At 64.7% G+C, this 13,232-nt stretch carries 7 protein-coding genes and 2 pseudogenes; 7 read left to right on the top strand and 2 right to left on the bottom strand.

Going from position 1 to position 13,232, the window contains the following annotated elements; translation table 11 throughout:
- Nucleotides 1-389 precede the first annotated feature (389 nt).
- From FVE89_RS24680 to FVE89_RS24670, 3 genes are all read left to right on the top strand, one after another.
- Nucleotides 390-2,168, top strand: coding sequence for an ABC transporter permease subunit (locus FVE89_RS24680; protein WP_161392807.1), 1,779 nt, complete (start codon nucleotides 390-392; stop codon nucleotides 2,166-2,168).
- 47 nt (nucleotides 2,169-2,215) lie between these two features.
- Nucleotides 2,216-3,586, top strand: coding sequence for a nitrate/sulfonate/bicarbonate ABC transporter ATP-binding protein (locus FVE89_RS24675; protein WP_161392806.1), 1,371 nt, complete (start codon nucleotides 2,216-2,218; stop codon nucleotides 3,584-3,586).
- Between the two features lie 239 nt (nucleotides 3,587-3,825).
- Nucleotides 3,826-4,104, top strand: coding sequence for a hypothetical protein (locus FVE89_RS24670; protein WP_161392805.1), 279 nt, complete (start codon nucleotides 3,826-3,828; stop codon nucleotides 4,102-4,104).
- 442 nt (nucleotides 4,105-4,546) lie between these two features.
- On the opposite strand, the gene FVE89_RS24665 is transcribed toward FVE89_RS24670, so the two are convergent.
- Entirely contained in the window at nucleotides 4,547-4,852 is a 306-nt protein-coding gene (locus tag FVE89_RS24665) for a hypothetical protein (protein WP_161392804.1), read from the bottom strand.
- A gap of 299 nt (nucleotides 4,853-5,151) precedes the next feature.
- Here FVE89_RS24665 and FVE89_RS24660 point away from each other — a divergent pair.
- Nucleotides 5,152-6,513 (top strand): annotated as a pseudogene (locus FVE89_RS24660) (TonB-dependent receptor plug domain-containing protein); the annotation flags it as partial.
- Between the two features lie 29 nt (nucleotides 6,514-6,542).
- Here the strand turns inward: FVE89_RS24660 and FVE89_RS24655 are convergent.
- Nucleotides 6,543-7,823, bottom strand: a complete 1,281-nt coding sequence (locus tag FVE89_RS24655; RefSeq protein WP_161392803.1) for an IS66 family transposase — start codon at nucleotides 7,821-7,823, stop codon at nucleotides 6,543-6,545.
- Between the two features lie 41 nt (nucleotides 7,824-7,864).
- On the opposite strand from FVE89_RS24655, the pseudogene FVE89_RS24650 reads away from it, so the two are divergent.
- The 3 genes and pseudogenes from FVE89_RS24650 to FVE89_RS24640 all read left to right on the top strand — a co-directional run.
- Nucleotides 7,865-9,070, top strand: a pseudogene (locus FVE89_RS24650) (TonB-dependent receptor); the annotation flags it as partial.
- A gap of 416 nt (nucleotides 9,071-9,486) precedes the next feature.
- Nucleotides 9,487-11,340: a KUP/HAK/KT family potassium transporter gene (locus tag FVE89_RS24645; protein ID WP_053609008.1), complete on the top strand. Its 1,854-nt coding sequence runs from the start codon at nucleotides 9,487-9,489 to the stop codon at nucleotides 11,338-11,340.
- A gap of 290 nt (nucleotides 11,341-11,630) precedes the next feature.
- A protein-coding gene (locus FVE89_RS24640; RefSeq protein ID WP_091994892.1) for an IS3 family transposase occupies nucleotides 11,631-12,874 on the top strand; the annotation gives its coding sequence in 2 pieces (ribosomal slippage) (nucleotides 11,631-11,955 and nucleotides 11,955-12,874; 1,245 coding nt in all).
- Nucleotides 12,875-13,232: the final 358 nt, after the last annotated feature.

Raw genomic sequence — 13,232 nt, 5'->3', positions numbered from 1 at the left:
GAACGTCGTCTCGACCGTCCGCCGTCATCCCACCGCCTCCCGCGGTGCCGGCACCCAGACAGGGCAGCACGGCTCCGGAACGCTGCGGGCCGTTTGGACCGTCAATCCGGCGACGGGCCGGCTGGCATGCCGCTGGGCGCCCGATGAAGAGGTGTCGGACAGTCGGCACGGCTCTCTACGCCCTTGGCAACATCGCGAAATCCAGGGCGCGGATCTCGCATCGTTGGCTGCGTAGGGGTCCTAGCCGGCGGCCTGTGTTCGAGCGGATCGCTGCGTCGCATGCACGCAAGACCTGAGACGACGCGCTGGGCCGTTCGCCTGCGTCGTGCATCATGAGGCGCCCGAAATAGGCGTGCAGCGGGAGCCATTCGCTCCATGCGAGGTCCAGCATGCTCGATGCCCGCGCGATCCGTGACATCACCCGCCGCGTTCCCCTCGGCGTCGGCCGGCTCGGCGTCTCCCTGGTCCCGAATGGCTACGACGTCGCCGCCTTCGTCATCGTCATCGGGACGCTTGTCGCCCTTACCCACGGCGTGCACGAGATGCACGCACCGCTCGCCGCGCTCGATGCCGACCCGGTTACGCTCGATCTATGGCACCTGCCGGACTACGCCCTGCGCACGACGTTGCGCATGTTTGCCGCCATGGCAGCATCCCTCGTCTTCACCTTCGTGGTCGCAACGCTCGCTGCCAAGAGCCGCAAGGCCGAACTCGTCATCGTCCCGGCCCTCGACATCCTGCAATCCGTGCCGGTGTTGGGCTTCCTGACCTTCACAGTCCTGTTCTTCCTGCACCTGTTCCCGGCCAGCCAGCTAGGTGCCGAATGTGCGGCAATCTTCGCGATCTTCACGAGCCAGGCCTGGAATATGGCTTTCTCGTTCTACCAGTCGCTGCGCAATGTGCCCCGTGACCTAAGTGAGGTCGCGTCCGGCTACGGTTTCTCGCCCTGGCTCAAGTTCCTGCGCCTCGAAGCCCCCTACGCCGTCCCGGGGCTGGTCTGGAACGCGATGATGTCGATGTCTGGCGGATGGTTCTTCGTCGTCGCATCTGAGGCGATCTCGGTCGGCGACAGCCGGATCACGCTGCCCGGTATCGGTGCGTGGCTGTCGTTGGCTATCGAACGGCGGGACATCCCCGCGATTGCCTGGGCGGTGTTCGCCATCGCCCTCGTCATCCTGCTCTACGACCAGCTCGTGTTCCGCCCTGTCGTAGCTTGGGCCGACAAGTTCCGCTTCGAGCAGGTCGCCGCCCAGCGACGTCCACAATCCTGGGTCTACGACCTGCTACGCGGCACGCGTCTGACCAAGGTCGTCGTCTCGCCGCTGCGCTGGCTTGGTGGTCGGATCGCCCTGGTACGGTGGCCCCTCCGGAGGGCAATCGCCCCTGTCGGAGCCGCCCATCGAAGGAAGCCCCATGCCAGCACCCGGCTGATCGACAGTGCCTGGTTCGGGCTGATCCTGATCCTATCGGCCTATGCGGCGTGGCATGTCATCACCTATGTCCGTACGACCCTCGGCCTCGGCGACGTTCTGGAAGCAATCGAGCTTGGAGGTCTGACGCTGCTGCGCGTCATGGTGTTGATCGCGCTGGCCTCGCTGGTCTGGGTGCCGGTCGGCGTCTGGATCGGTCTGCGCCCCGCCGTCGCCGAGCGCATTCAGCCGGTGGCGCAGTTCCTCGCTGCGTTCCCGGCCAATGTCCTGTTCCCGTTCGCGGTCGTGGCCATCGTCGCATTCCGGCTCGACGCGAACATTTGGCTCTCGCCGCTGATGGTACTCGGCACCCAGTGGTACATCTTGTTCAACGTCATCGCCGGGGCGAGCGCGTTCCCGACTGACCTGCGGGAGGTGGCGACGATGTACCGCCTGCGATCCTGGCAATGGTGGCGGCAGGTCATTCTGCCGGGGATCTTCCCCTACTACGTGACCGGCGCACTCACGGCTTCGGGCGGCTCCTGGAACGCCAGCATCGTGGCCGAGGTCGCGAGTTGGGGCGACACCAAGCTGCGGGCGAACGGTCTTGGCGCCTACATCGCCGACGCGAGCGAGGCCGGCAACTTTCCCCGCGTGGTGCTCGGCGTGGCGGTGATGAGCCTGTTTGTAGTGGCCTTTAATCGCCTTCTCTGGCGCCCGCTGTACGCCTACGGAGAGCGTCGTTTCCGCCTGAACTAGGCGGCAAGGCCGCCGTCGTCATAGCCCCACGTCGGAGAGTCTTCCGCATGGATGCCCAGGTCAGCTTGCCACACCCAATCGCGCAGGGGAGCGCCACGCTCGTCTCCGTGAAGGGCGTGAAGCACTTTTACCACAAGGGTGGGGCGCCGGATCTGCTCGTGCTGGACGATGTCCAGGTCGACCTTCAGGCTGGCGAGATCGTGTCGCTCCTCGGTCGGTCGGGGTCGGGGAAATCGACCCTCCTGCGCATCATCGCCGGGCTCATGCCGCCGAGCCGCGGCAGCGTATGGATTAACGACGAACCCGTCTCCGGCCCTGCGCGCCAAGTTGCGATGGTGTTCCAGTCTTTCGCCCTGTTCCCGTGGCTGACGGTCCTCCAGAACGTCGAGGTCGGGTTGGAGGCGCAGGGAGTCCTACCTGGTGAGCGACGCAAGCGGGCGCTCGCCGCCATCGACCTCATCGGTCTCGATGGCTTCGAGAGTGCCTATCCGAAGGAGCTCTCGGGTGGCATGCGCCAGAGGGTCGGGCTCGCCCGGGCTCTCGTGGTGCAGCCTGAGATCCTGCTGATGGACGAGCCGTTCTCGGCGCTCGACGTCCTCACGGCCGAGAACCTGCGCACCGACCTGCTCGATCTCTGGATCGAGGGCCGGATGCCGACCCGCTCGATCCTGATGGTGACGCACAACATCGAGGAGGCGGTGCTGATGAGCGACCGCATCCTCGTGTTCTCCTCCAATCCCGGGCGGGTGGTAGCCGACCTTCGAGTCGAGTTGACCCAACCACGCAATCGTCTCGACCCGACGTTCCGGACCATCGTCGACGACATCTACGCCCGCATGACCGCCCGTCCGGCGCCGAACGCGAGCTTCGGTGCGCCAACAGCCGAGCCGGTCGCCCAGGCCAAGGACGACCTGTTTCCCGGCATGGGCATCGGGATGATCCTGCCACCGGTCTCGACCAACCTGCTCGCCGGCCTGATGGAGGCAGTCAACGGCGAGCCATATCACGGCCAGGCTGACCTGCCGCCACTCGCCAGCGCGCTCGCCCTGGAGATCGACGACCTCTTCCCGATCGCCGAGACGCTGCAGCTCCTGCGCTTTACCGAGCTGGAGGGTGGTGACATCCGCCTGACACCGGACGGGCGTCGCTTCGCCGATGGGGAAGTGGACGAGCGTAAACAGCTGTTTGGGCGGCACCTGATCGCGCACGTTCCGCTCGCGGCTCATGTCCGGCGCGTTCTCGACGACCGCACTTCCCACACCGCGCCGCGCAGCCGCTTCCAGGTCGAATTGGAGGATTACATGTCTGAGGAGTACGCCGATCAGACCCTGAACGCCCTGATCTCCTGGGGCCGCTACGCGGAGGCGTTCGCTTACGACGAGGCCAGCGGAACCTTCAGCCTGGAGAACCCCAGTTGAGCTCCCGGGGTATACGACGCCCCCGAGGCTGGCGTTCTAGGGCCGCTCACGGCTTTTTCTCCTTATCCAAGACTGTCCGACATCGGACCATCGCCGCCTATTGCGCAGGACGCTTAAGTCGGCGGATGGCCTACCTAGGCCTCTCAGCCGGAGAAATTCTGACTCGGTGGGCCGTTCAACTCCTGATCCTTGATCAGGACGGCGAGTCCGCGACGCCTTCTCGCTGGCGGATACCGCGTATGATGAACACGGAGCGATCAACTCGATCTGGTGTAGGAAACGTTCTAGCGATCTCGCGCACTTTGATAAAACTTGCTGCTCTCGGCGCGCTGTCGACAACTCAATTGGTCGGGGAAAGCTTTCTACACGCCTTTTCGGGTTTGCTGATCGCCTCCGCTATTTTGGACGTGATCATCGCCGCTTATCGCGCGCAGAGTATAACGTCACCGATCTTCAACCACTGGGATGAGGCTGCTTTCTTCATCGTTTGTGCAGAGTGTGTGGGTTTCGTCGCTTGAGTGCATGAATGCATTCCACTGACTGAGAAAGTCAACGATGGATCGGTCGCTAAAGGCCGCGCTTGGCAGCTTCGACGTCGGTTTCATATTGATCACTGTCAAGTACGCTGCCCACATGCCATCAGGCCGTATAGTGTTCTACTCAGAGGGTCTCAATAACGTCGTCAACGTCGCCGGGGCAGTAACCGCAGTCATCGATATCCGCTTCGTATCTTTCATAAGACCACGTAATGCGCACGACCCAACGTCGGGATAACGGTCGGTTTGACGACAGTCGCGGCTTATACCGTGGCTGCAGAGCTACGGGGCGGACGTGGCGAACTCGGCGTGCGAACCGCCATCAGCCTGGTTCGCATGGTCTACATGCTGTCGGTCTGGCCTGAACGGTCAGACGCCACCTATGGCGTTGAGCGGCCGACATCGCCGTTCACTGCCTCACCAATCAGGTCTCCTCGACCACCTTGAATGACGCTTGGACAATCTTCATCTCGGTGATGGATATGTCGATGCGGTAAACGTTTTTGAGCCGCAGCCTCACATTCGGCTTGAGCCACATCCGCTCCAGTGCCGAGCAGCGGACGTGCAGCGTGCCGTGAGCGATGACGCGGCTCGGTGATCCTCCCAATAGTAGCTCATACGAGACCTTCGTGGGCTTGGTCCCTGGTGCCAGGACACTTCCCTTGCCCGTCATGATCTTCGGCAATCCACTGCGTGCGGCGATCTGGAGGAAGCGAGACTGAGCTGCCATGGAAGGGTCGATGTCCCCCGAGGAAGAGGCTGAGCTAATCGCCGGATTATAACCGCATCGTGGCGTCCGTCTTTGCCAGATCCTCCCACGATTTTTGCCACAGGCTCCTGTAGGTCGCTGATAAACATAAGTTTTCGTGACTTTGCTGCCACGATGCAGGCGAATTGAACGCCGAAGCTGCTGAGAGGGTGGAATAAGCGGCGAAGGCATATTGAGCTTGAACCCCGATCCCGCATGAGTGCAGCCGGCGTAGCCGACAAGAAGCGGCCCGTGTTTAAGAACCTGGGTTGGGGGGAAACATGCGAGCCCTTCGTGGCAGCCTGATCGCGTCCGTGGCGCTGCTGCCCGGCATCGCGCAGGCGCAGCAGTCCGTCACGCTTGGTGAGATCAGTGTGGTTTCCACCTCACCCGTCGGGGCTGGTGGCGGCAATTCCAGTCCGGCTCTGAACCTCGACACGGCAGCTCAGAGCGCGCTGACCGTGCCGGTCGCGCCCGGCAGCGTGCGTCTGCGCGGATCTGAGCAGCCGCTCAACAAAATCCCGAGTACCGTCGAGACCGTCACGACGCGGCAGATCGAGGTCGACCGCGGCACCGACAACATCGTCGCCACGTTTGCCCGGGAGACACCTGGGGTGAGCCTCAGCGACTCGCAGGGCAATTCAAACCGTCCCGACCTGAACTACCGCGGCTTCACCGCCTCGCCCGTGCAAGGCGTGTCGCAGGGGCTGGCGGTCTACCAGAACGGTGTGCGCATCAACGAGGCTTTCGGCGACGTCGTCAATTTCGACCTGATCCCGCCGCAGGCGGTCCAGCGCATCGACGTGGTCACAGGCAATCCGGTCTTCGGCCTCAACGCCATCGGCGGGGCGATCAACTTCCAGATGAAGAACGGCTTCACCTGGCAGGGCACCGAGATCAGCGCCTGGGGCGGCTCCGACGCCCGCACGGCCGGCTACTTTGAGTATGGCAAGATCTCTGGTCCATGGAGCTTTTACTTCACGGGCGACGGCCTCAACGACCGAGGCTGGCGCTACGAAAACCCGAGCACGATCGGCCGGCTCTATGCCGACCTGGGCTACCGCTCGCAGGACTCGGAATTCCACCTGATCGGGCTGGCCGCGCGCAGCTTCTACGGGGCCGCCGCGGCGACCCCGGTTGACTTCACCCATGTCGACCCGCGGGCGATCTTCACCAACCCACAGACGCAGACAACCCAGGTCAGCTCGATCCAGCTCACCGGCCGGGTCGACATCTCCCCGACCTGGGATCTCGCTGGCAACGCCTACTACCGCCGGTTCAGCGAGCGGTACAACGACGGCAACCAGGGCAACTTCGAGAATTGCAGCAGCCGTGGAAGCTTTCGTGGTTTCCTATGCTACCAGAACGATGCGTTTCTGCAGCAGCCGGGCCAATCCGCCAGGGCCTACAACAATCAATTTCCAATCGTCGGCCTAAATGGTCAAACGATCCCCTTTCGGAACGTTCCCTACGGTACGATTGACACGACCAAGACAGAGTCGGAGGCTTACGGCGGTTCGCTTCAGGCGGCCAACCGCGACAAAATCTTCGGCCTGCCGAATACCTTCGTCGTGGGTGGCAGTGTCGATGCGTCCACCTTTTCGTTCAAATCGTCGAGCACGCTGGGCGTCATCAACCCCGACGTAATTACCCACCCCGGCAATTGCAGGGTTTAGGCGCCCACGGTCTTTAGGATGGTGCCGAAGGGATTGTGGCCTGTGAGGCGTGCGGTATCGACGACGGTTCGGATGGCGGTCTCGCCCTCGGCGGCCCACATCGCGCGGTAGCCGTTGGTCATCTTCCGCTGGATGACCGCCGGGCGCAGCAGCCTCTCCGAGCCGTTGTTGGTCGGCTCGACCGCCCCGGGATGGGCGAGGAAGACGAGGAGCTGAGCGCGGGCTCGGCCGATCTTAGCCTGCAGGTCGCGGGTCAAGTCGCAGCCGCTCGGCGTGGCGAGGATGGCCCCGAGTTGTCGGTCAAGGCTCCGGCGCTTGGCTGCCAGGGTCGAGGTGGCCAAGGTGGTGACGCGCTCGGCCAGGGCGAACACGGAGGCCAGCCAGAGCTGCAGACGCCAGGGCACCGGATCGTCGCTCGCCTCGACGACGTAGGCGACGTCGCGGGCGAGATGGGCGAGGCAGGTCTGGTGTTCGGCCGCATGGCCCTGCTGAGCCGTGTAGCGGTCCGAGATCCACACCGCGGGCCGGTGCCTATCCATCATCTCCCGCACCACGATGGCGCCCCGCGTCGGCGAGGCCGTGTGCACCACGGCATTGGCCGCGTGGAACACCCAATGATAAGCGTTCGAGCCCTCGATCCGCACGCCGGTCTCGTCCGAGGCGACCACCGCGGCCTTGCGCAGGGCGGACACGGCGGCCTCGTGACCCGGATGGAAGCGGCTCTGCGCGCGCTGGAGCAGGTTCATCAGTCCGCCTTGGCTGAGGGTGAGACCAAACAGATCCGACAACGCCGCCTGCAGCCGCTCGTAGGAGAGCGCCTGGAAGGTCTTCAGATAGGTCGCCACCGCATGCAGCCGCGGGCCGAAGGGTGTGCCACGGGCCGCCTCCGGCACCGGTGCGACGACCCGAGCCCCGCAGGTCGAGCACTGCACGGCCAGCCGTCGATGCTGCGTCACGACCGGGGCCACCTCCGGCAGCTCGATCCGCTCAGACACGCTCACGAGTTCGGAAGGAAGATCTCCGTGCAGGGCGCCGCCGCAGCACGCGCAGCGATCAGGACGATGCTCGACGACGGCGTCGGGATCGTCGCTCATCACCCGGCTGTGGCCCTCGTGGCCGGGCTTGGCCCCGCCGGGCTTGGAGTGCTCGCGCCGCTCCTTGCGGTCGGTCGCCGGTGGCTTCGAGGAAGTGCGCGAGGTCTTGTCTGGACGCTGCAGCCGCAGCACCAGCTCGATCAGCTCCTCGCGGCTCAACCGCTCAAGATCGCCGCGCCCCATCCCACGAGGGAATCAGCGAAACCCAACCCGCGCAAGGGCCTGGGTAATTACACCCCGACCTATCGGTCACGGTTGATCCGAATAACCCCTACTACGGCACGATCCCCGGCCTCGGCACGACGGACATCCGTTCGCTCGCAGCGATCGGTGTCGCTCCCAGCTCGGTCAATGGGTCCACACTGTACCTTGGCCTCTACGCCACCGACACGCTCGATCTGACTGATCGTCTGTCACTCACGGCCGGCTTTCGCCTCAACTACGCTCGCATCCAAACGCGCGATCTCACCAATTTCTCACCGGACGTGACGGGCACAAACGATTACTTCACGGTCAACCCAATGGCTGGCCTGACCTACCAGTTCGACCCAACCTTGAACCTGTACGGCAGCTACTCGGAGTCGAACCGCGCGCCGACGCCCCTGGAACTGTCCTGCTCGAACCCGAACCAGCCGTGCCTGCTGCCGAACTCGCTCGTGTCTGACCCGCCGCTGAAACAAGTGACCGGCCAGACCTACGAGGTCGGTTTCCGGGGTGTGATCCCGAACTTCCTTTCGGGTGGCAACCTGACCTACAAGGCCGGCGTCTTCCGCACCGACCTGACCAACGACATCATCCCCATCGCCGTCGCTGGCAACGCAGCGCGCGCCTACTACACCAACGTGCCTTCGACCCGGCGTCAGGGCATCGAGGTCAGCGCTGAGTACGTCGTCACCCCGATCCTGCTCGTCTACGCCAACTACGCGCTGATCGATGCCACCTTCCAGTTCGATCAGACGCTGTCCTCGCGCAATAACCCGCTGGCGAATGACGACGGCTCGATTAACGTCCGCAAGGGTGACAAGATCCCGCTGATCCCCGATCACCAGGTCAAGGCCGGCTTCGAATACAACATCAGCCCGGACTGGCGCTTCGGCCTCAACGTGGCGGCGTTCTCGTCGTCCTACTTCCGCGGCGACCAGTCGAACCTGAACCGCAAGCTGCCGGCCTACTACGTGATGAACCTGACCACGAAGTACCAGGTGACCAAGAACCTGGAGATCTTCGGGCTGATCACCAACCTGACCAACAATCGCTACGCCACGTTCGGCACCTTCGCACAGCCGGGCGCGGTGGCCGGTACTCTATCGATCAACGACCCGCGGACAACGACGTTGGCGCAACCACTCTCAATCTACGCCGGCCTGACGTACAGGTTTGGCCCCGATCCAGTGCCGATGGCGCAGGAGCCGGTCATACGGAAGTACTGACCCTCTTCCCTCAGTGCGACGGAGACTGATGGGGTCGCCCACCATGCGACTCCTTTTTCGTTTGAGGATCGTTCCGAAAGCTCGCGTTATGCGAGCGACTCTCAACGTCGGGAAAACGGTCGGTTTGCCTACACACTAGGCGATAGGCTCAAAGTCCTTTTCTAAGATAATCGGTCCAAGATCCTCTAAAACCGCTTCTCCTTTCCTCTGTGACAGCCGGAGAGCTGCGGGGGCATCGGGGGCGTATCTGCCACCGATCACGCGGATCTGTTTCGGCTCGCCAAGCGTCTGAGACCAAGAGAGCTACCGAGCATAGCGCCCGTCGCGCTCGGCTGGCTGTGGATGGAGATGAACTGGTGACCGTCGCGATCCAGGCAGGCGAAGCGCAGCTCCCGGCACGAACCGCCTCCGTCGCCCTGTCCCTCGGCGCGCTCGGCATCGTCTACGGCGATATCGGCACCAGTCCGCTCTACGCGCTCAAGGAGACCGTCAAGGTCGCAGCCGCAGGTGGCACCCTCCAGCACGACGCGGTGGTCGGATCCGTCTCCCTCATCCTTTGGTCGCTGTTCCTCATCGTCGCGCTCAAGTACGCCGTCTTGATCCTGCGCGCGGACAATCACGGCGAGGGCGGCATCGTGGCCATGCTTGCTCTGCTCGGGGCCCGGCATGCACCGCCACGCTCGTGGCGCGCCATCCTGCTCGTCGTCGGGCTGATCGGAGCCGCGCTACTCTACGGCGACGGCGCGATCACCCCTGCCATCTCGGTGCTCTCAGCTGTCGAGGGCCTGAAGGTCGATGCCCCCGGCGTGACGCCTTTTGTGGTGCCGGCTACCGTCGTCATCCTGATCGGTCTGTTCTCGGTCCAGCGCAAAGGTACCGGCTTCATCGGGCGCCTGTTCGGACCGGTCATGCTGCTGTGGTTTGCCACCATCGCGGCCGTCGGCGCGGCCGGCATCCGGCAGAAGCCGGAGATCTTGGCGGCCCTGAACCCGTTCCGCGCCGTCTATTACCTTCTCACCGCGCATCTGCCGGTCAGCTTCGCCATGCTGGGCGCAGCCTTCCTGGCGGTCACCGGCGGCGAGGCGATGTACGCCGACCTCGGCCATTTCGGGCGCGCACCGATCCGGCTCGCGTGGTTCGCGATCGTGCTCCCGGCCCTGGTGCTGAACTACCTCGGCCAGGGCGCGCTGCTGCTCTCGAACCCGGCCGCGGTCGACAACCCGTTCTTCCAGCTCGCGCCGAGCTGGATCCACTACCCGCTCGTGGCGTTCGCCACGCTGGCCACCGTCATCGCCTCCCAGGCCATCATCTCCGGTGCGTTCTCGCTCACCGAGCAGGCGATCAAGCTCGGCTTCTTCCCGCGCATGCGCATCGTCCATACCTCTTCGCAGGAGGCCGGGCAGATCTACGTGCCCATCGTGAACTGGCTCCTGGCCTTCGCCACCCTCGGCGCGGTGCTGGCCTTCGGCTCGTCGGACGCGCTGGCGGGCGCTTACGGCATCGCGGTGTCACTGCTGATGGTGATCACGACCGTGCTGGCGGCATTGATCGCGCTTCGCTGGGGCTTCAACCTCGCCCTCGTGCTCGCGGTCAACGGCGCGTTCCTGCTCGTCGATCTGACCTTCTTCAGCGCCAACACGCTGAAGCTGTTCGAGGGCGGCTGGTTTCCGCTGCTGCTCGCGGCGGGCGTCGCCTTCCTGATGCTGACCTGGCGGCGCGGCACACAGCTCCTGGAGGCGGCCCGGGCCGATATCCGCATGCCCGAGGCGGAGTTCCTGACCCGCGTCGAATCCAAGCACCTGCCGCGCATCCCGGGCACGGGCGCGTTCCTGACCTCGGCCGAGGACGGCATGCCGTTGCCGCTGATGAACTTCGTGCGCCACCTGCAGGTGCTGCACGAGCGCGTGCTCCTCGTGACGCTGCAGATCCTGGACGTGCCGCACGCGGCAGACGCCGAGCGGATCGAGGTGGTGCCGGTCGCTCCGGACGTGACGCGGGTGCTGCTCCGGTTCGGCTTCATGGACACGGTTCATGTCCCGCGCGCCCTGCGACGGGCGGTCGAGGACGGCCGGCTCAAGGGCATCGACTGCGACCACCTGAGCTACTTCATCAGCCACGAGACGGTGGTGGCCTCGGAGAAACGTCCCGGCATGGCGGGTTGGCGCGAGGAGATCTTCGCGCTGATGCAGCGTAACGCCGAGGAGACGGCGAGCTACCTGTGCGTGCCGGCCCAGCAGGTGATGGAGGTCGGCGCCGAGATGGAGGTGTGAACGGAGGCTCTCATGGGATCGATCGTATGCCCCGTGTGCGGGCTCAAGGACTTCGAGGTTGGGCCGCAGGCGGACGGTGGGCTTGCAGCGGCCGCAATCTGGACAGACGCGTTCGTGCGACGCTGCCAGCACGTTCAGGAGCGCAGGCACCGCGCTGATCTTAAGACTCACACCTGTCCGCACTGGGCATGCGCTGTGCAAGATGCCGCTGAGCAGGTCAGTGATCCTCCGCCTCCCGGTTGCTTGAGACACCCCGTTAGCGGACGGTCGCCGCGACAGGGGTGAGGATGATGAGCACGGATACGAGGGCAGATGCAGGCGCAGTCGGTCCTGGTCGCGGCGGGCGCATGTCCCGGCAGCGCAAACGGGATGCAGTGCTGCGGCTGCTACGCGGCGAGGACCTGGAGAGCGTCTCGCGCAGTCTGGGCGTGACCGCCGCGACCCTGTCGGGCTGGCGCGACGCGTTCCTGACGGCGGGCGAAGCGAGCTTGGCGACCCGGCCCCTTGATGCGGACGCGCTGGAGAGCGGGCGGCTGAAGGCCAAGCTCGGTGAGATGCTGATCGAGCGCGAGTTGCTGGAGGCCAAGATCGCCGCCCTGGAGGCGCGCGGCCCCGGCCCTTTGGCCCGCAGGCGGTCGCGGCCATGAGCCGGGCCGTCTCGCCTGCCAGCGGCAAAGTTTACGGACTGGCCCGGGTGTGCCGGATCTGGCGCGTGTCGCGCGCTACCGTCCACCGGCACCTCTCACCCGCCCGGCTCGTGCCGTCGCGGCGTCCCGGCCCAGTCGGGCCGATGCCGGATGCGGCGCTGCTCACGCAGATCCGCGCCATCATCACGGACTGCCCCTTCCACGGCGAGGGTCACCGCAAGGTCTGGGCGCGGCTGCGCCTCAAGGGCGTGCGCACCTCCAAACGCCGCGTGCTGCGCCTGATGCGCGCCCATGATCTGCTCGCCCCCTCTCGCGTCGGCACACCGCGCGGCCCGCGCAATCACGACGGCACCATCATCCCGGAGAGGGTGGACACGATGTGGGGCACGGACTTGACCACCACCTGGACGGCTGAGGGACAGGTCGCGGTGTTCGTGGCCGTCGACCACTGCTCGGCCGAGTGCGTGGGCATCCATGCGGCGCGTCGGGCCACACGGTTCGAGGCGCTGGAGCCGATCCGCCAGGGTGTGCGGCAGCGCTTCGGCGGCTTTACGGCCGAGATCGCCTCCGGCCTGAGTGTCCGGCACGACCACGGCAGCCAGTACATGTCGGACGATTTCCAGGCGGAGCTGGCGTTCCTGGGTATCGCGAGTTCGCCCGCCTTCGTGCGCGCACCGGAAGGAAACGGCTGCGCCGAGCGCTTCATCCGCACGCTCAAGGAGAACCTGCTGTGGGTGGAGCACTTCGACACGGTCGAGGACCTGCGTCGCGCGCTGCTGGCGTTTCGCGACCTCTACAATGAGACGTGGCTGATCGAGCGGCACGGGTTCCGACCCCCAGCCGCCGTTCGTGCCGCGCAGCTTCCACCCGCGGCCTTGGCCGCGTAGGCTTCAGATCGGTGTCTCACAATCCGCGGGCGGTACAGTGAGGAGGTATCCGCTTGATTCTATTCAGGATGGGATGCTGCAGAACTACTCGACGAGGCCGCGCCAGCCGAGGAATTCGCGGACGTCCTCGAGGTGATCAGGCTTCATGAGGAGAGGGCCGTTGAAGCGTATACCCTGAAGACATGCGATGCGGGCAAGACCATCTTTGCGACTTCGACGCCGTGGTCCCGAGACTGTGAACATCAGGCGATCACACAAGCTACGCAAACGATCCGTAGCAACGCAAAACTGATCGTTTTATCGACAAAATAAATCCATAGATAATCCTATCATTCTAACTCGTTGATATGCTCTTAGA

This window comes from Methylobacterium sp. 2A, from assembly GCF_009806555.1.
Taxonomy (GTDB): Bacteria; Pseudomonadota; Alphaproteobacteria; order Rhizobiales; family Beijerinckiaceae; genus Methylobacterium.
The sequence above is the reverse complement of the archived record's forward strand: the minus strand, read 5'-3'. Positions and strand labels throughout refer to the sequence as shown.

Excerpts from the sequence above, each read along its gene's own strand:
- FVE89_RS24665 (WP_161392804.1), bottom strand. The coding sequence starts at position 4,852 with ATGGCAGCTCAGTCTCGCTTCCTCCAGATCGCCGCACGCAGTGGATTG.
- FVE89_RS24675 (WP_161392806.1), top strand. The coding sequence starts at position 2,216 with ATGGATGCCCAGGTCAGCTTGCCACACCCAATCGCGCAGGGGAGCGCC.
- FVE89_RS24680 (WP_161392807.1), top strand. The coding sequence starts at position 390 with ATGCTCGATGCCCGCGCGATCCGTGACATCACCCGCCGCGTTCCCCTC.
- FVE89_RS24655 (WP_161392803.1), bottom strand. The coding sequence starts at position 7,823 with ATGGGGCGCGGCGATCTTGAGCGGTTGAGCCGCGAGGAGCTGATCGAG.
- FVE89_RS24670 (WP_161392805.1), top strand. The coding sequence starts at position 3,826 with ATGATGAACACGGAGCGATCAACTCGATCTGGTGTAGGAAACGTTCTA.